Source organism: Sinorhizobium alkalisoli (assembly GCF_008932245.1).
In the GTDB taxonomy this organism is placed as follows: domain Bacteria; phylum Pseudomonadota; class Alphaproteobacteria; order Rhizobiales; family Rhizobiaceae; genus Sinorhizobium; species Sinorhizobium alkalisoli.
In genome coordinates this window covers 1,317,991-1,336,452 of the sequence record NZ_CP034910.1, presented here as the reverse complement: position 1 = coordinate 1,336,452, position 18,462 = coordinate 1,317,991, and the positions used below count along the sequence as shown (strand labels likewise).

16 protein-coding genes and 1 riboswitch are annotated in these 18,462 nt (G+C 61.3%); of the genes, 11 read left to right on the top strand and 5 right to left on the bottom strand.

Translation table 11 applies throughout. From position 1 onward, the window contains the following. Positions 1-850: 850 nt before the first annotated feature. The 7 genes from exoK (at position 851) to EKH55_RS23980 (ending at position 9,213) form a co-directional block, all read left to right on the top strand. Positions 851-1,645 carry an endo-1,3-1,4-beta-glycanase ExoK gene (gene exoK / locus EKH55_RS24010; RefSeq protein WP_151613440.1) on the top strand — a complete coding sequence of 265 codons (795 nt, stop codon included), beginning with the start codon at positions 851-853 and terminating at the stop codon, positions 1,643-1,645. Between the two features lie 100 nt (positions 1,646-1,745). After that, positions 1,746-2,954 carry a glycosyltransferase family protein gene (locus EKH55_RS24005; RefSeq protein ID WP_151613439.1) on the top strand — a complete coding sequence of 403 codons (1,209 nt, stop codon included), beginning with the start codon at positions 1,746-1,748 and terminating at the stop codon, positions 2,952-2,954. Beyond that, positions 2,951-3,940: a glycosyltransferase family 2 protein gene (locus EKH55_RS24000; protein ID WP_151613438.1), complete on the top strand. Its 990-nt coding sequence runs from the start codon at positions 2,951-2,953 to the stop codon at positions 3,938-3,940. Before EKH55_RS24005 ends, EKH55_RS24000 begins: the two co-directional genes overlap by 4 nt. Continuing rightward, positions 3,937-4,863, top strand: coding sequence for a glycosyltransferase family 2 protein (locus EKH55_RS23995; protein WP_151613437.1), 927 nt, complete (start codon positions 3,937-3,939; stop codon positions 4,861-4,863). The genes EKH55_RS24000 and EKH55_RS23995 overlap by 4 nt, the downstream gene beginning before the upstream one ends. Next, on the top strand, positions 4,860-5,882 hold the full coding sequence (locus EKH55_RS23990) for a glycosyltransferase family 2 protein (RefSeq protein WP_151613436.1): 1,023 nt from the start codon (positions 4,860-4,862) through the stop codon (positions 5,880-5,882). The genes EKH55_RS23995 and EKH55_RS23990 overlap by 4 nt, the downstream gene beginning before the upstream one ends. A gap of 4 nt (positions 5,883-5,886) precedes the next feature. After that, positions 5,887-6,792, top strand: coding sequence for a UTP--glucose-1-phosphate uridylyltransferase (locus EKH55_RS23985; protein WP_151613435.1), 906 nt, complete (start codon positions 5,887-5,889; stop codon positions 6,790-6,792). Between the two features lie 51 nt (positions 6,793-6,843). After that, positions 6,844-9,213, top strand: coding sequence for a polysaccharide biosynthesis tyrosine autokinase (locus tag EKH55_RS23980; RefSeq protein WP_151613434.1), 2,370 nt, complete (start codon positions 6,844-6,846; stop codon positions 9,211-9,213). A 176-nt stretch (positions 9,214-9,389) separates the two neighbouring features. Here EKH55_RS23980 and EKH55_RS23975 read toward each other — a convergent pair whose 3' ends face one another. Then, the gene (locus EKH55_RS23975) at positions 9,390-9,626 is read right to left on the bottom strand and encodes a hypothetical protein (protein ID WP_246231854.1); all 237 of its coding nucleotides are present in this window, start codon (positions 9,624-9,626) and stop codon (positions 9,390-9,392) included. A gap of 247 nt (positions 9,627-9,873) precedes the next feature. On the opposite strand from EKH55_RS23975, the gene EKH55_RS23970 reads away from it, so the two are divergent. From EKH55_RS23970 to EKH55_RS30360, 3 genes are all read left to right on the top strand, one after another. Continuing rightward, positions 9,874-10,611, top strand: coding sequence for a tetratricopeptide repeat protein (locus tag EKH55_RS23970; protein ID WP_427915877.1), 738 nt, complete (start codon positions 9,874-9,876; stop codon positions 10,609-10,611). Positions 10,612-10,748: 137 nt separating this feature from the next. Next, on the top strand, positions 10,749-11,141 hold the full coding sequence (locus EKH55_RS30365) for a hypothetical protein (protein ID WP_427915853.1): 393 nt from the start codon (positions 10,749-10,751) through the stop codon (positions 11,139-11,141). Then, a complete protein-coding gene (locus EKH55_RS30360) occupies positions 11,138-11,410 on the top strand; it encodes a L,D-transpeptidase (protein WP_427915852.1) in 273 nt (90 codons plus the stop codon). Before EKH55_RS30365 ends, EKH55_RS30360 begins: the two co-directional genes overlap by 4 nt. Before the next feature lie 101 nt (positions 11,411-11,511). Here EKH55_RS30360 and EKH55_RS23955 read toward each other — a convergent pair whose 3' ends face one another. From EKH55_RS23955 to thiD, 3 genes are all read right to left on the bottom strand, one after another. Continuing rightward, complete coding sequence (locus EKH55_RS23955) at positions 11,512-14,604, bottom strand: LysM peptidoglycan-binding domain-containing protein (protein ID WP_151613433.1); 3,093 nt, start codon at positions 14,602-14,604, stop codon at positions 11,512-11,514. Positions 14,605-15,075: 471 nt separating this feature from the next. Further along, the gene (locus tag EKH55_RS23950; RefSeq protein WP_069460112.1) at positions 15,076-15,288 is read right to left on the bottom strand and encodes a hypothetical protein; all 213 of its coding nucleotides are present in this window, start codon (positions 15,286-15,288) and stop codon (positions 15,076-15,078) included. A 102-nt stretch (positions 15,289-15,390) separates the two neighbouring features. Continuing rightward, the gene (thiD, locus tag EKH55_RS23945; protein WP_427915876.1) at positions 15,391-16,206 is read right to left on the bottom strand and encodes a bifunctional hydroxymethylpyrimidine kinase/phosphomethylpyrimidine kinase; all 816 of its coding nucleotides are present in this window, start codon (positions 16,204-16,206) and stop codon (positions 15,391-15,393) included. Positions 16,207-16,271: 65 nt separating this feature from the next. Beyond that, positions 16,272-16,374: riboswitch (TPP riboswitch) on the bottom strand. Positions 16,375-16,558: 184 nt separating this feature from the next. Here thiD and EKH55_RS23940 point away from each other — a divergent pair. Further along, the gene (locus EKH55_RS23940; RefSeq protein ID WP_151613432.1) at positions 16,559-17,218 is read left to right on the top strand and encodes a peroxiredoxin; all 660 of its coding nucleotides are present in this window, start codon (positions 16,559-16,561) and stop codon (positions 17,216-17,218) included. A gap of 117 nt (positions 17,219-17,335) precedes the next feature. Here EKH55_RS23940 and EKH55_RS23935 read toward each other — a convergent pair whose 3' ends face one another. Beyond that, entirely contained in the window at positions 17,336-18,343 is a 1,008-nt protein-coding gene (locus EKH55_RS23935; RefSeq protein ID WP_151613431.1) for a serine hydrolase domain-containing protein, read from the bottom strand. Between the last annotated feature and the right edge of the window lie 119 nt (positions 18,344-18,462).

Below are 18,462 nucleotides of genomic sequence, written 5' to 3'. Positions count from 1 at the left end.
GTCAGCGGCTTTACGCCTCGTAAAGCGTGCGGATACGTCTGCGGCGAAGAAGTACACCAAACAGCGGACGTGAATCATTCGGCGCTTAAGGAACTGTAATTGCACACATAAAATTGGCCCGCCTTTGGAGGGCGGGCCTACTCTCGTGATGAAAACATTAAAGTATGCAAGCAATATGAACGCACTTTTGGCGATTTTCCAGTACCATTTTAGGGGCAATTGCAGGCGCCATTGCACCCGTAGGGTAGCGCCGTGGCACTCTTCCCATTCCTTCTGTGGTTGTGAACCGCCTCACCCGCACGCGAATCGACCGTCCATGAATCCTGCCCAAACATTGCCGCATTCCACGGTCCGCACCCCGGAAAGAGCTTCCAAATTCGACATGGACGTCAGCGCAGGCACGGGGATCGGGCGTCCCGCTGCACCGAGTCGTTACGCTCAGAGTTCCGGCCGGCACAACCTCCGCAACATGCGACGAAACAGGGATTTGGCAGGCTGGGGGTTCGGCGGTCCGCTGCGATATCGCGGCCCCTCATACCAACCAGGTGTCATGCTGCAGGGGTTTGCATCCGGTTTTCCGCCGTGATGCCATATTTTTTCTCTGCAAGTGCCCTAGCTTACCGGCTGCGGGCTCAAGTCTGCTCTGTTGAAACGGCCGCGGCTGCGGCACTGCCCAGTAGGGGAGCGACTGAAATCGTGATCGAAGCGAATGTTTCTTCGCGGTGCATCGCAAACCCGAAGACAAGCCTCCGCCCCGGGAGTCCTTCCCGGCGGCGTTCCATTCGAAGCACCGAAGGGCTTCCGCGCCATCCGCGCCGGGGAGCCGTTCGCCGCAGAAAGGTAGCGCGATATGAACATTGACCGTCTCAGGCGCCACTATCGTCTCGCTCTCGCCGCGACGTTCTCTGTCGTTGGCATCGGACATATTGCCGTGGCCCAGGAGGGCGCCAACGGCACGTCCTTCCTGGACGATTTCGATCGGCTCGACCGCAAGTTCTGGTTTATCTCGGACGGTTGGAACAATGGCACGTTTCAAAATTGCACTTGGTCGGAGAAGCAGGTGAAGGTGGTGAACGGTGTGCTGCAACTGACCTTCGAGGAGCGCAAGGAAGGGGACCGGAATTACGCCTGCGGCGAGATCCAGACGCGCAAGCGTTATGGCTACGGCACCTATGAAGCCAGGATCAAGGCGGCGGACGGATCGGGGCTGAACTCAGCCTTCTTTACCTATATAGGTCCCACCAACAAGAAGCCGCATGACGAAATCGACTTCGAGGTGCTCGGCAAGAACACTGCAAAGGTGCAGGTCAATCAATATGTCTCGGCCAAGGGCGGCAACGAGTTCCTCGCCGATGTACCGGGTGGTGCCAACCAAGGCTTCAATGACTACGCCTTCGTCTGGGAGAAAGACCGGCTTCGCTACTACGTCAATGGCGAATTGGTGCACGAAGTGAACGATCCCGCCAAGATTCCAGTCAACGCCCAGAAGATCTTTTTCAGCCTGTGGGGAACCGACACCCTGACCGATTGGATGGGCACGTTTGCCTACAAGGAGCCGACGAAGCTCGAGGTTGACCGCGTAGCCTTCACGGCCGCCGGCGACGACTGCCAATTCGCTGAGTCGGTGGCATGCCGGCTGGACTGAGATAAACCACTGATTGCTGAGCACTTGCAACATTATGTTGCGACGCACAAACAACTGGATTAAGCTCGCCCCCGGGCTGGGCAGGAAAACGGGCGTTTTCATGCTGCAGATACTTTACTTGGCACAGGATCTTGCCGACCCTGCCGTGCGGCGCAGGACCCTTGCGCTCATCAGCGGCGGGGCCAGCGTCACGCTGGCGGGTTTTCGCCGTAGCGACAACCCGCTTGCGGCGATCGAGGGCGTGATGTCGGTTGCGCTCGGCAAGACCGCCGACGGCCGCTTCCTGCAGCGCATCGGCGCCGTGGCCGGCGCATGCCTGTCGCTCAAGCGCAAGCTTGGGCACCTTCGCAAGCCTGACGTGATCATCGCCCGCAATCTTGAAATGCTCGCCGTTGCAAGACGGGCTGCGGCACTCTTCGGCGGCGACGTTCCGATCGTCTACGAATGCCTCGATATTCACCGGCTCATGCTGCGCGACGACATGATCGGGCGCGCCTTGCGCGCCGCCGAAGGCAGTCTTGGTCGTGACGCGCGCTTGCTGATCACCAGTTCGCCTGCGTTCCTCGAACACTATTTCCGCCCTCTGTCGCACCTCGAAGCAACACCGATGCTCATCGAGAACAAAGTGCTCGAAATCTCTGACGCGAAAGAAGCGGCACATGAGACAGGAACCTATCCGCCGCGCGCCACACCATGGAAAATCGGTTGGTTCGGTGCATTGCGCTGCAGCAAATCGCTCGCACTTCTTGCGGAATTTTCCAGGAGGATGGAGGGCCGCTTCGAAATCGTCCTGCGCGGCCGCCCCGCCCATTCCGAGTTCGACGATTTCGAAGGCTTCGTTCACAATGAGCCGTTCATGCGCTTCGACGGCGCCTATCGTAACCCAGAGGACCTCCCCGAAATCTATGGCGGCGCGCATTTCACTTGGGCCATCGATTTCTTCGAGGAAGGCCAGAACTCCGCCTGGCTTCTGCCGAACCGTCTCTATGAGGGTTGCCGCTACGGGCGAGTGCCGATCGCCATGCGGGGAACCGAAACCGCCCGCTTCCTTTCGGCACGCAACATCGGTCTCGTGCTCGAGGAAGCCAGTGCCGAAGGCCTTGCCTCCCTTGTCGGGGCAATGACACCGGATCGCTTCACCGATGCCGCTGCGCGCATCGAGCAGTGCCACGCAACAACCTGGATTTTCAACCGCTCCGACTGCGAGGCGCTGGTGCAGCGATTGGCGGCGCTCACGCGCGAACCGCACGCATTCGCACCGGCTGCGGCAATGACGGCGCCCCGACACAATGAAGGTGGAATGCCATGACTACGGCGCGCTCGACATCGAGCCTGATCGTCATCCCATGCCTCAACGAAGCCATGCACATAGAGGCTCTCGTCGACAAGCTTCGTCCTTCGCTCGAGCCGCTGAATGCGAGAATCGTGATTGCCGACGGCGGCAGTACCGACGGCACACGCGAAATCGCCGACGACCTCGCCACGGACGATCCGCGCGTGCTCTTCCTTGACAATCCGCAACGGATCCAGAGCGCCGCGATCAACCTTGCAGTCGCCGAGTTCGGCTCCGGCTTCGATTTTCTGATCCGCATCGATGCGCACGCCACCTATCCGGACGACTATTGCGTACGACTCGTGGAGGAAGCGATCGCCATTGAGGCCGACTCGGTCGTTGTCGCCATGGAGACCGTCGGCCACAGCACTTTCCAGAAAGCGACGGCTGTCGCCCAAAACTCCAAGCTCGGCAATGGAGGCTCGAAGCACCGGACCGGCGCAGCCGGCCACTGGGTCGAGCATGGGCACCACGCGCTGATGCGGATCGACGCCTTTCGAGCGATCGGCGGCTATGACGAAAGCTTCAGCCACAACGAAGATGCGGAGTTCGACTATCGCTTGCGACAGGCCGGCTACCGCATCTGGATGACCGACAAGACGAGCATGGTCTACTATCCGCGCACCCGGATCGGACCGCTCTTTCGCCAGTATTTCGGCTATGGCCGCGGCCGCGCCAGAAATTTCCTCAAACACCGCGCCATGCCCGGAATGCGGCAGATGGTCCCGATGGCGGTAGCGCCCGTCGCCTTCGGCGCGTTTCTCGCCATCATCAACTGGGCCGCCATCATTCCCTTTGGCGTTTGGGCGGCCGCCTGCCTCGGCTATGGCGTGTGGATCGCGATTGGTCAGCGAAATCCTTATGGCCCACTTGCCGCGGTTTCGGCGATGATCATGCATCTCGCATGGTCCACCGGCTTCTGGCGGGAGCTTCTCTCTTTCCGGCACAGGGCGGCACGATGATCGAGAAACTCCGAGTCGACATCGGCATCTGCACGTTCCGCCGGCCGGAACTCACGGAAACGCTTCGCTCTCTCGCAGCTATGAAGCAACCAGCGGATGCGCTGGTGCATATCATCCTCGCCGACAACGACGTGACGCCGAGTGCCCGCGGCCTCGTCGAAGCGCTTCGGCCCGAGCTGCCCTTTGAGGTCACGTATCTTCACTGTCCTGCATCAAACATTTCGCTCGCCCGCAATGCCTGCCTCGACAACAGCACCGCCGAATTTCTCGCTTTCATCGACGACGACGAGACCGCTTCGCAGGAGTGGCTGGCGCAGCTCCTGGAGACCGCTCGCTCCACGGGCGCCGATGCGGTGCTCGGTCCCGTGAAGGCCCATTATGGCCAATCGGCGCCGAGCTGGATGCGCCGCGGCGATTTCCATTCGACGCTGCCGGTCTGGGTCGGGGGAGATATCCGCACGGGCTATACGTGCAATGCCCTGCTCAAGCTCAAGGCACCCTCGCTCGAAGGCCGTCGTTTCAAGCTTGCGCTCGGCAGAAGCGGCGGCGAAGACACGGATTTCTTCACCGGCATGCACCGCTCTGGCGGAAGAATAGCCTTTGCGCCGGAGGCTTGGGTCCACGAGCCGGTTCCCGAAGCGCGAGCCTCGCTCTCCTGGCTCGCGAAACGGCGCTTCCGCTCCGGACAGACGCACGGCCGGCTGCTCGCCGAAAGCGCGCATGGTCTCGGTCAACTTCGCCATCTGGCGCTTGCAGCCGCGAAATTCACCTATTGCGTGCTGGCAGCTGTCGCCACCTTTCCAGCACCGGTCCCGCGCTATCGCTACGCCGTGCGCGCCCTTCTCCATGCCGGCGTCGTGAGCGGCCTTCTCGGGCATGAAGCAATCGAGCAGTATGGGGCTCGGGAGGCGCCGTCGCGATGAACAAAGCGAGCCTCGCCTTCAGCCCGGACGTGACCTTCGTCATCGCCGCCTTCAACGCCGCCGACACGATCAGGCGCGCCATCGACAGCGCCCTTGCCCAGGAGGGCGTCTCTATCGAGGTGATCGTTGTCGACGATTGCTCGTCCGACAAGACCGCTGCCGTCGTCGCAGCGATGCAGCACCCTCGGCTACGGCTGATCGCGCTTGAGCGCAACCGTGGACCTGGCGGTGCACGCAATGCCGGTCTGGCCGCGGCGCGCGGCCGGTGGATCGCCATTCTCGATGCAGACGACACGGTGGAGCCGCTGCGGCTGAGGCGAATGGTCGACCGCGCCGAGGCCGCCGGGGCGCAGGTCGTGGTCGACAATCTCGATGTGGTCTCACTCGATGGCGGCAGCGTCAGAATGTTCCCGGAAGCGGCGCTTGCGGAACTCGGGGAACTGACGCTCCCCGCCTTCATCGAGTCGAATGTGATTTTCCGCTCGGAACACAATTTCGGCTATATGAAGCCGGTCTTCGAGCGCAGGTTTCTCGAGGCGCATAGCCTGCGATTCGACGAGACGCTGCGCATCGGCGAAGACTATGTCTTACTCGCCTCCGCGCTTGCCTGCGGCGGGCGCTGCGCCGTGGAACCCTCCGCCGGCTACGCCTATCATATCCGCGAAGGTTCGATCTCGCGCGTCTTGAGGGTCGAGCATATCGACGCGATGATGGCCGCCGACGAACTCTTCCTCAGCCGCTACGCGCTCGATCCCCTCTCCCAACGGATGCAGCGCAAGCGCAAACGCGGCTTCCGCCAGGCGCGTTCGTTTCTTGTCCTCGTCGATCAATTGAAGAAGAAATCGTTGGCCGGTGCGCTGAGGACCGCGCTCGCCGACCCGCTTGCGCTTCGGCATCTAAGCATGCCGATCGCCGCCCGGCTGCGCCGCCTGACGGCGCGGCCGAAGCATCCCGCCGCCATGACGGCGGCGGCCGAACGATCCCCCTTGGGCAAAGCCCCCCATACGAGCAAAGGATGATACCATGGACCGTATCAGGACCGTCAGGAAAGCAGTGATCCCCGTGGCCGGAAGCGGAACGAGATTCCTTCCAGCCACGAAGGCTGTGCCGAAGGAGATGTTGACCATCGTGGATCGGCCGGTGGTACAATATGCCGTCGACGAAGCGCGCCAGGCCGGAATCGAGCACGTCGTCTTTGTCACCAGCCGCAACAAGCAGGCAATCGAGGATCATTTCGACGACACTCCGGAGCTCATTTCCTCACTCACGCGCTCGGGCAAGGAGGCACAGATCTCCGAGTTGGAGGCCATGCTGCCGAAGGCAGGGTCCGTCAGCTTCACCCGCCAGCAGGCGCCTCTCGGCCTCGGCCATGCGGTCTGGTGTGCCCGCGATCTCATCGGCGACGAGCCGTTCGCGCTGTTGCTACCGGACATGGTCTCCTTCGGCCAGCGCGGCTGCATGGCCGGGCTCATGGAGCTTTACCGCGAAGTCGGTGGCAACGTCGTCGGCGTGGAGCAATGCACGCCTGAAGACGCCTCAAAATACGGCATCGTCGGCAAGGGTGACGCTGTGCGGCACGGTTTCACCGTGAGCGAAATGGTCGAGAAGCCGGCGCCCGGCAAAGCGCCCTCCAACTACTATCTCAACGGCCGCTATATCCTGCAACCGGAGATATTCTCGATCCTGACGCACCAGCCGCGCGGCGCCGGCAACGAGATCCAATTGACGGACGGCATGCTCAAGCTTTCGGCCGAGCAAGCCTTCCACGCTCATCCCTATGAAGGCCGCACCTTCGATTGTGGCTCCAAGCAGGGCTTCATCGAGGCCAACGTCACCTTCGCGCTTGCCCGAGCGGATATCGGCGAAACCGTGTTCCAGTCTGTTCGCGAAATCGTCCTGTCTCACGAAAGCCGCACGCGCGCGGCATAAGAAAGTTCCCGGTGGCCGGTTACGGCCACCGGAAGAGGACCGGAGAAGAATATGAACAGAGCGGCCCCGATGAAACAGAAAAGCGTTCCATTGAGCATCATACCCCGCGAAGACCAGCCGGACGGCTTTATCGATCTCGATCGGCTTTTTGCCGCCGTCGTTCGCCGGGCGCGGTTGGTGGCGGGCTTCGTGGTGCTCTTCATCATGCTCGGGGCCGCCTATCTCCTCTTCACGACGCCGCTCTATACCTCGATGACGAGCATCCTTCTCGACGACGACCTGTCGAAATATGCCGAGGAGGAGAGAACACCCACGAACAGCCAGTTGCTGGACAACCAAATTGCGAGTGCCGTAGAAATCCTGAAGTCCGGCGAACTGGCGCTGCGTGTGGTGGACACGCTGAAACTTTCGGAGAACGAGACGATCCTCAATCCGCCGCGTTCGCCGGTCGCGATCGTCATCGGTTGGGTGAAGTCGGCAGCCGATGTCTTTTCGAGCGGACCGGCTGTCTCGGAAGAAGCTGCGCGCAACGGACGTCGGCTGAAGGCGGCCGCACTCCTCCAGCAGGCACTGAATGTCGAGCGCGTGTCACGAAGCTCGGTGGTGGCCCTTGCCTACCGCTCCAGCGATCCACAACTCGCGGCGACGGTGACCCGGGCCTATGCCGACGCCTATCTCACGGATCAGTTGAACGCCAATTTCGAAGCGACGGAGCGGGCGACGGTGTGGCTGCAGGAGCGGCTAGACGACCTGAGACAGCGGTCGCAGACGGCGGCCCTCGAGGTCGAACGTTTCCGCAGCGAGAAGGGGCTAACGGCTGCTCGCGGCGAACTGATGTCCGAGCAACAGCTCTCCGATCTCAACAGTCAGCTAATCGTCGCACAGGCGGACACGGCGAGCGCCTCCGCACGCTACAACCAGTACAAATCGATTGTCGATCAGGGACCGGAGGGCGCAGTCAACAACGCCACCATCTCCCCTAAAGAGGGCGACAATTCCGTGATAAAGGAGCTCCGCAACCGCTATCTCACCATTGGCAAGCGCGAACGCGAAGTCTCGGAGAATTTCGGGGAGGATCATCCCCAGGCCGTCTCGCTGCGCGGGGAGCGCGAGGACATCGCGCGGCAGATCTATCAGGAACTGAAGCAGCTGACCGCCAGCTACCGGAACGAATATGAAGTCGCCCGCTCGCGCGAGGCATCGCTTCGCGAGAGCATCGAAGGTATTACCGGCAAGAATTCCGATGCCAGCCAATCGCTGGTGCAATTGCGCGGCCTGGAACAGAAAGCTGCGGCGCTGAAGTCGCTCTACGAGTCCTATCTTGGGCGCTACGAGCAGGCGACACAGCAGCGCTCCTTCCCGATCGCCAAGGCTCGCGTCATTTCCGAGGCCGGTGTTCCGGTTGGACCCTCGAGCCCGAAGAAGACGATGACGCTCGCGCTTTCGGCGGTGCTCGGACTTTTGGTCGGCGGTGCCTATGCGGCATTTCTCGAATTCCGCGAACGCACGTTCCGCCTGGAAGGTGACGTACGCTCGGCCCTCGGCCACCGGTCGCTCGGTTACCTGCCCCTGGTCGGATCCCGGCACAAGAAAGCGACGGAGCTCGTGCGGGCGCGATTCGGCTCCGACCGACCACCACACGAAGCCGAGGAAACTTCTCTGCCGTTCCCGCGGCTCTCGCGCCTCGTCATCGACGCGCCACGCTCGGCTTTCGCGGAGACGTTCCGGAATGCAAAACTCGCCTGCGATCATATGCTGCCCGGCAACGAGAGCCGGGTGATCGCAATCGCCTCCGCGCTGCCCGACGAGGGCAAATCGGTCGTGGCGGCAAACTTTGCGGCGCTTCTCGCCGCGAGCGGAAAGAGAACCTTGCTGATCGACGCCGATATCCGCAAGCCCGGCCTGACCCGATTGATCACGCCTGCGCCGCGTGGAGGGCTGGTGGAAGTGTTGACGGGCGAGGCCACTTGGCCCGCGGGCATCAAGGTGGATCAGCGCTCCAAGCTCGCAATCCTGCCTGCAGGCGGCGGCACATCGAACGAAAGGCGGCATCAGAGCAATGAATTGCTCGCATCGCCTGCCATGGCGGGCCTGATCGAGAACGCCCGCAATTCCTTCGACTATGTCGTCGTGGACCTCGCAGCCCTCGCCCCCGTGGTCGATGCGAAGGCCTTCGCCCCGCTCGCCGACGGCGTTCTCTTCGTCGTCGAATGGGGCAGGACACCGACAAGGCTCGTGCGCGATCTCCTCAATTCCGAGCCGCAGATCGATGCCAAGGTTCTCGGTGTCATTCTCAACAAGACCGATATGAAGGAGCTGCAGAAATACAGTGACTTCGACGGCGCAGAGAAATACCGGCATCGTTACGGCAAATACTACATCGAACCGGATGTACCCGAGGCGCGCTACACGGCCGCTTGACCAGTGAACCCTTCAGCGGCCTCCGCCTCAGATCTGTTTCGAGGGACTTTAAGGCGGCGTCATCGCTGCCTTACCTTCCTTCCGCTTCGAGCGGGGTGTAAAGCGCGCTCGGATCGCCCGCAAGACGACCGAGCCGTGTTCCCGGCGAGCATTATGCGATTGGTTGCGATGAGATCCTAGAGACAGACGTGGTTCTCTTTGGCTATTTCCCAAAGATTGTCGCCCTTCTCGACGACGATCGCCTTTTCCGTAAGAGGATCGATCGTCTTCGACCCACCTGCCTCGGCTCGCTGGCGCACGGCCTGATTGATCTGCTCGATGAAGAACCGCTGCTGCTCTTCGGAAGGGGCGGTGGCGCGGCCGCCGCTCGCGGAATAGCGGTTCTTGCCGTCGACATCGATGCGAAAGCACATTGGTGGAGACTCCTCGTCCTATGCGGCACGCGATGGGTGCAGATCCGGCTGAAAGGCGCTTTAATCTGCAGTTCATGGCGGAGGACGAGCGGCATCTGCTCAAGGGCCGGAAAATGGGGCGGGCCATGGCGGCTTCCCGTGGCGCGCGCCGCAAAAAACTACATCGAAGGATATGGGGACGAGCGCCGCCGGCGCCGCTACGCGGCCAATGCGACGGGGGTAGAATGACTTTGCATTCGATTTCGAAATTCGCAGTCTCCGGCTTGTCACGCGCCGGGGTATCGGCGCTATCATTGCGCTTCTGGCGCTTTCCGCCTGCACTACGGTTCCGGCCGACAAGGAGAAGGACAAGCAGGGGAGTGCTCAGGCAAAGCTGTTAAGCGTTGCCGAAAGCATCGAAGCCAAAGGCAAAAGCGCGACGGCCCTGGCCCTATACGAGCGGGCCGCCGTCAATGCGCCGCACGATGCATCGATGCGCGTTCGGCTCGGCAATGCGCGCCTCAAGGCAGGCGATGCTGACGGGGCCGAGGCGGCCTTCCGCGCTGCCCTCGAGATCAATGCTAAGGATGCGGACGCCCTGCTTGGGCTGGGGACCCCCCAGATGCAGAATGGCGAGGCGGCGGCGCGAAGTCTGGGGTCGGCCGCCGAGGCGCTGAACTCGGTGGTGGCGTACAATCGGCTCGGGGAACGAGCCCTCGTCTTCGCCGGCAACGGAGCCCCGGCGAAAGGAGCCTTTTCGAGAGCGCCCGCGCTGCAGCCCTCCAATCTCGACACGACGACAAATCTTGCACTTGCCGAAGCCCTCTCGAATGGTCTTACGCAGGCGGTGACGCATATGACGAGTGTCGTGGGCTCGCCGCTTGCCGAACGGCGGCATTTTGATGTCCGCGGTGAAACGCCCGTGCCGATCGTCGTCTGTCGTTCCGTTCGCCAAGCGGCCTCCTCGATGAGGCGCAGGCGAGAAATCAGGAAATTCCCTTCCTAGCCGACGCGGAACTTTCCGCCGGGCTCAGCAAGACCCCATGGGGGCGCCGGTTCCGGACCGGCTCTTCCAGAAGGTGGCGAACGCCCTGGTCGCCAATAGTTTGATTTGAACGCCCGGAACATCCCAGAAGACTTCACATGTCTGATTTGCCGCTGCGGCTGCAGTGTTCGAGGCTGCTGCTTCTTGTCCTTCTTCTGACGCACGCTGCGCACCGGTCCGCGGACCAACCTTGGCCACCGGTCCTAGACAATAAGAACAAGCAGGTCTGGATCGACAGCGGCTATATCGATTTCCTGATGTCGCCGCCATCCTACCCGCCGCGCCATGAGCAGGGAGCGCTGATGTCTCAGCACGCGGGAGCGTTCGTGCCGAGGCATCTGGTGGGATACCGCACCGGGGAGGCGCCTGGAACAATCATAATAGATACGAGCCGCTACGCCCTTTATTACATCCTACCCGCCGGTGAGGCGCTGCGGTACAGCGTCGGGTTGGCCGCGAATGCTATGGTTGGCATGGAACCGAAGTGGTGAGCCGCAAGCGCGCCTGGCCGGAGTGGCACCCACCTGCCGAGATGCGCGCCAGGCGGCCGGAGATTCCGGCCTCCATGGCGGGCGGACTCGGTAATCCGCTTGGTGCGCGGGCCATCTATCTCGGTGACACGCTTTACCGCATCCATGGCTCGAACGAGCCGGAAAGCGTCGGCCGTTCCTCGTCATCGGGGTGTTTTCGCATGACGAATGAAGACGTCATCGACCTTTATAAGCGGGTGAAAGTCGGTGCGAAGGTCGTTGTGCTATAACGCACACGGCAAACGGCGCAAGCGCAGGCTCCTCCACTAGTCGAACCGGTGGGCCTTCGCAAGGCTGATGCCCACCGTCACGCCTTTGTGCCAGGCTTTCCTCAACTCGTCAGGATAAGATTTTCACGTGTCCATTCGGCCAATTCCGGAATCGTGCGGGGACGGCCAAGTGAAGGATCACGATAAATGGTTTCACCATCCGGCAGCTCCAAATTTTCCAGCCGCTCCGGAGCCGACCTCGGGTATATGCCATTCTTGTCCGGCTTTGTTTGGTGAACGCCCGCCACGAATTCTCGCAGCTTCGCCATGTCCACGGTCGCTCGCAGACTATCGGCGAGGGCCTCAGGAGTCATACCCAGCTCCTTGGCAAGCGGCTCAATGACGGAACCGATACTGTTCCCATCCTCATCGTGATTGGAAAGTATCTTCGCCGCTTCCCGTTCAAATCCTGCTTGAACAAGGAAGTTCTCGGTCGGACCCTCGTAGTAGCTTGCGATCTTGCTCCTGCGGTAATCGTTATAAATCGCCTCGCCGATAATACCGACCGCTGCGAGTCCCGCCCCCCAGAGGCCGGCCTTCGGTGACTTCATCATCGCGAGGAACGTGCCGACCGTGGTCGTCGCCGCAAAGGCTGAGTTCGCCCATTTGCCCTTCGCCGCATGATCGAGGGTATAGGCAATCATCAGCGCTCCGCCGGCGCGGTCAAAGTACTTGGAAAACCATCCCCACTTCGACGTGCCGCTGACTTCGGCGAACCGGGTGGCCCGGTCCAGGAAGCCGCCCTTTGCGACGGTGCCCTTTTCGATGAGGGAGCGAACGCCGCCCGCGCTCAATTGAGCCGCCTCCTGCGCAATTCCCGCCGTGAGCCAGACGCCGAAGGACTGGGTGAGCAGGCCGGGCGTGGCGAAATTGTCCTTGGCGCTTCCGAGATAGAGCAGCCCCTGAACCGCTGCCAGGCTTTTGCCGAAGCCTGACGCGGTGGTTATGCCGGCGCGGGGATCGAATTTCGATCCGTCAAAGGCCTTGCTGAGACTTTCGATTGCAGCCTTGCGCGCCCTCGGTTCGGTCGCGGCGTTCGGTCCGTTGAGAAGCAGGGATGCGCTTTGTGCGAGCTTCGGATCGTGCTGGCCGGGGCTCATCCGCGAAGCCGTAGCGATGCTGCCGGGGGTCGGCGGATTGTAGGCCTTGTTGCCGCCGAGGGCCTCATAGGCGGCCACCGTTCTGTGCATGCCGATGACGGCCCGGCCGGACCAATACAAGGTGGGTGCGGCAGGAACCGGCTCGGTTTCAGGCTTCGCGGTTGCTTCGACATAGGCCTTGCCCATTTCCGTCCAGGCCTGCTCGCTGTTGCTCACCGCAAACTGGCTTCTCTCGTCCCGTTCCAAGCGGTTGGTGGCCTCCTTGAAGCGGTCGAGACCTTCAAGTCCCTTCAGCTCTTTTAGGTCGCCTTCGGCCCCATGAAGCGCGCTCAAGGTGCGGAAGATCCGTGCACCCTGGTCGTCCATCTTGTCCTTGCTACCCTTGTTGCTGGCGATCGAATCATTGAGCCCATCGGTCAGTTGCTTGGCAGAGAGCGATGACTTCCAGTCATTGGCGACGACGAGGTGATCCTTGGCGAATTCGCCGACGACGTTCTGACTGTTCTTGGTCAGGTCGTCGGTGCCTTTGACTACGGCATCGAAGATTGCGTTCGAGCCGCTGACAATGCCGCTCTTGTTGAGCTCCTTGACGACGGCGAGGCTCAGAGTCGGATCGTTGCCACCCGCCACAGCCTTGCGGAATGGCTCCCCGGCGGCCTGTGGGTCGGCAGGTTTGATCTCGGGGTAAGGCATGCCGATTTCATTACCGATCTTCTTCTTGTCTTCGAGAGAGAACGTTCTTGCCTCTTCGGGAAGTTTGGCTTCCCAATCGGCGAACGTCTTGTCGGTCGTGTCTTTCACGGCCTTGGCGATCGATTTCGCGCTGTCATCGATGATCTTTGCGCCGCCAGGAGCTTTCGATAGCCTCCCGAGAGCTTCGGAATAATGTGCTATCGTGTCCTGCTGCGTCAAAGTCCGCGACAGATTGACTTCCGGGTTGACGTAGCGGCCGGCCAGACCGTCGGGAAGCGCACCGGAATTGATTGCCGTTTGCTGGCCGATCGTCTGCTGGATGACATCCAGAACCTTGGAGTCCTTGTTCCCGAACGCCTCGATCGGTTGATTTGCTTGCTGGACAATCAGAACCGCCGTTTCGTCGGTGACGTTCCTGGTCACCTCATCGAGTACCTTGGCGGCGCGGGCCGCACCGTCCTCCTTCTTGAACGCCGTGGCATCCTTGCCGTCGAAGCCTTTGAAGTCGTTCTTGCCATCGCGGAAGGCATCCTGCACACGTTTGGCCGGTCGATTGACCAGGATCTCCCGTCCGCTGGCATCGAGCGCCTCGAGAAAGCCCTTGTCGGCGGGCCCGAAGGCTTTCAGCGTTTCCCGAGCGCTGTTGATCGCGGCTTCGCCGCCGTCGGGCGCATCCTTGGCGAGTCTCTCGAACTGGCCCGTCAGCTCGGTTTGAACTTTCTGCCATTCCGCAGGATTTTGCTGCGCGTTCGCCACCAGCTTGCCGATCGGCTCGAAAACAGCGTTCAGATCGGTCTCGACGGATTTCCGCTCCTCCTGCACGAGCTTCTTGTAGGCATCCGTATCGGGGCCGAGCGCGATGAGGTCCACCTCTCGTTGATCGAGGGAGGACTTGAGCTTCTCGGGCGTGTGGGCCTGGTTCTGGGCAGCAGATTGGAGATCTGTCTGGATCGCGAGCTTGAGCGCCTTGCTCTTCTCGTCCTTTCCAGCAGGGCTCGAGGCCTTGTCGATGTCCGTATGCAGTTCTTTGATGGTCTCAAGGCTCGTGCGCCGCTCTTCGCTCAGGATCCGCAACGACTCGCCTTCGTTGATGACGTCCGGGTTGCGAATGGCTGGATTCGTCAGCAGGATATCGGGAATGCTCTGCTCGTAGAGCGGCGCAATGCCGGTAAGCGTCTCGTCCTTTCTGATCTTATGATCAACGCGACCGTCCTGCTCTTGCTCGGGTTTGCCCTGCGGTACCAATGACTTCCTGGCTTTTTGGACGGCGTCTGAAAACTGGCTCGCCTTTGAATCATGCAGAGCGGCCATATTGCGATGAAGCGATGTGCGCAAAAGACGATTGAAGTCGAAAATGCCCATACTTTCACCTCCCGTAAGCTGCACAAAGTCGCCGCAGAATAGACGCTCGCATGCGTGGCGAATGACATTGCTATTACAAAAGGCTTTTTTCAAGTCCTAATGGACAATTAGCCGTCGTTTTCGCAGTCTCTCTCCAACGGTATAATAGACAATGCTGATATTTGCACAGACTATTCTCGCGCGTTGCGGAGAATCATCGTAATTTCATCGAATTACATTTCTTCCTAAATGAGATTATACGCATGGAGATGGCACAATCGAGACTTGGCGAGGCTATCGGGGATCACGTTCACGGCATCCGCGCCTGCAACGAGTGCCCGCTCCAGGGAAGGAACGGGCACTCATAGCAGGTTGGGAGGTCCTGGTTTGCCGCCAGCGCGTGCACTGTCGTCAATGTCGCCGCCGATGTTCCACGTGTGAGAATTCTACCGTGCGGGACCTCAGGTCGGCAGGCGCCGCCGCGCGACTGATTCAATTGGACTTGCGGTCGAGGCCGACGATCCAGGCCGCAACCATGAAGACGATCGCCGCCATCAGGGCGCCGAACGCCAGAAGGTAAAACAGGAAATATTCGATCAGCCGGGGCGCGAACAGGAGTGCACGCCACAATAGGCTTGGCGACTGCCGCCAGTCCGGCAGTTCGTCACGATTGAAAGCCTCCAGTCGACGAGCAAGAAAGTGCATATCGCTGAACCCGCTGTCTTTCGTTAACCATAGACGATAGTCTTTTCCGGCTCAACCATGGCAATAGCAGGGCATGAGGCTGGCATGCCTCCCAATTTGACGTTAAGAGTTCCACCATTGGTGGAAATGATGCACCGGTCCCCGCCCCTGCCCGACCTTCAGGTCGTCGGCGGCGGAAATTGCTCCATGCAGATAATGTTTGGCTGCGCGGACCGCTTCGGCGAGCGGTAGCCCCGAAGCGAGGCCCGCGGCGATTGCAGCTGAAAGGGTGCAGCCGGTACCGTGATCATTGTGTGTCTCTATGCGCGATGCCGGCAGACGCAGCAACGTTTGGCCATCGAGGAAGACGTCCGTGGCGTCGCCACCGGGCAGATGTCCTCCTTTGACCAGCACGGAACGGGCTCCAGTCTTCAAGAGCGCCTCGGCCTGGCGCACCATCTCTCCTTCACTCTCGGCGGTCGGACGGCCGGTCAGAAGTGCCGCTTCGGCCAGGTTCGGGGTCGCGACGAGTGCCAGAGGCAGCAGGTCTTCGATGAGTGCTGCGATCGCTCCCGGGTGGAGCAGACGATCGCCGGAGGTTGCAACCATCACCGGGTCGACGACCGCAAGCCTGCCGTAACGGCGCAGGCCATCGGCGATGACGGCAATTGTCTCCCGTCGCGACACCATGCCGATCTTCACCGCCTTCACGTCCAGGTCGCTAAGTACAGCTTCCATCTGTGCCGCCACCATTCCGGCCGAGACGTCCTCAACGGCGGCAACACCCCTGGTGTTCTGCGCGGTGATCGCCGTAACGACGCTTGCACCGTAAACCCCGAGCGCCGAGAAGGTCTTGAGGTCGGCCTGGATGCCGGCACCGCCGCCCGAATCCGATCCGGCAATGGTGAGCGCCACCGGCGCAATGGGGCGAGGAGGCATCATCTATCGAACTCCCGACACACGTCACGGAGATCCGGTAAGGCGAAGAATTGGCTTGGCTTGCCGAGGGCGACCCATTCCGTTCCTACGCCGGCATGACCCGGATCAGGTTCAAGGGTCCGGCTCACCACCGTCTCAGCGCCGCCCGGCGCTCCCCTCGGAATGGCGGCATTCTATGCGTCAGCAGCCCCGGGGTGTCAATGCAATGCGGCCGCGGCACTGGCGCACGAGCCGGTCGACGTGAAGCCGGACGATCTTGCTCATTGCCGGGAGCGACGACGCGTTTCGCGCTCGAAAACTTTGCCGTTTGCGCTATTCTTGCGCAATTCCTCCGACACGAAAGGAGCACATCATGGCCCTGCGCATCAACGACACTGCCCCCGATTTTACCGCCGAGACAACCCACGGCACGATCAATTTCCACGAATGGATCGGTGACGGATGGGCGGTCCTCTTCTCTCACCCGAAGAATTTCACGCCCGTATGCACCACCGAACTCGGCGCCATGGCGGGGGTGGAAGACGAATTCCGCAAACGCGGCGTCAAGATCGTCGGCATCTCCGTCGATCCGGTCGAGAGCCATGCCAAGTGGAAGGGCGACATCAAGCTCGCGACGGGCTTTGACGTCGAATATCCGCTGATCGGCGATCGCGATCTCAAGGTGGCCAAGCTTTACGACATGCTGCCGGCCGACGCCGGGGACACTTCCGAGGGCCGCACGCCTGCCGATAATGCGACGGTGCGATCGGTTTACGTCATTGGTCCGGACAAGAAGATCAAGCTGATGCTGAGCTATCCGATGACCACCGGCCGCAATTTCGAAGAGATCCTGCGGGCGATCGATTCGATCCAGCTCACCGCCAAGCATCAGGTGGCAACGCCTGCCAATTGGAAACAGGGCGAGGATGTCATCATCACGGCCGCGGTGTCGAACGAGGATGCCGTCCAGCGCTTCGGCTCCTTCGAGACGGTTCTGCCCTATCTCAGGAAGACCAAGCAGCCGACGGCTTGAGACCGCCGGCCAACCGGGGATAGATACCATCATTCGCCGCGAAACCACGGGTTTCGTGGCGGTCTTTTTTGAGCCGCGCGGTACGTTCCTGCGGATGCACGAGCGCGGAGGATTTCATCAGTCGGCCTCCAGCGTGTCGATGATGTCGGCGAGGACGCCGTGCAGTGCGTCTCGATAGCCGGTACGGGCGGAAGGCCCATCCTGTTCGGAGGTCATCACGACGGTCAGCTTCAAGTCCGGCACGATATAGAGCATCTGGCCGCCGTAACCCCAGGCGAAATGCACGTCTTCGCCGCCGATCTGCCGGGTGAACCAGCCGTAGCCATAGGCGTCGCCGGAAAATCGCGAATTCGTGTGTGCCTGCCAGGAGAGATCGATCCAATTGTCCGGGATGACTTGGCGCCCATCCTCCGTCCGGCCGCGATTGCGGTAGAGCTCGCCGAAGGCGAGCAGAGAGCGGGCGGTCATGGCCATCTCGTTTCCGCCGAGATAGATCCCCTGCGGATCGCGCGACCAGGCGTCGATGCGAAACCCATCGACCGGACCCAGCCATTCGCGCGCAAGGGCCAGGGTCGACTTGCCGCCAACTTTCGTCAGGATCGCTGACAGGAGATGCGTCGACGCCGTCGAATAGAGCATCCTCCCTCCCGGCTCCGCGTCGAACGGCTGCGCAAGTGCGAAACGAACCCAATTGCGGCTTGAAACCCAGCGCCCGTAGTTCGGGCCGGACAGTCGGCCCAATCCCGCCTGCATCGACAACAGGTTGCCGATCGTGATGTCGCCGATGCGCGGGTCGGCCGGGGAAGGCAGGTCCGAGTTGAGAATGGGGGCGATCTTCTGCTCGGGTCCCGTAAGAAGACCTTTGTCGATAGCAATGCCGACGAGAGCCGAGACGATCGATTTCGACGCTGACTTGATATTGGTCGATTCCGATGGCCGATGGCCGCGATAGCCCTCTTCCGCGACCACTTCGCCGTCCTGGGCGACGATGATCGCCTTCAGGGACTTGAGATCGTCCCGGCCTGCGAGGCTCTTGAGAAGACCCGGCACAGCGGAGGTCTGCCGCGCGATCACTGGCGAAAGGCAGACCAGAAGCGATAGAATAACGGCCAAGAACCTGATCATGCCCACGACCTAGAGCCAAAGCGCAGCACAGCCATGCGGTGGGCGCCTGGCTCACGACAATTTGAGCGATTACTCGAGATGGCGGCCTAAAAAGCGCGCTTGCAGGCGACTTGCGCAGG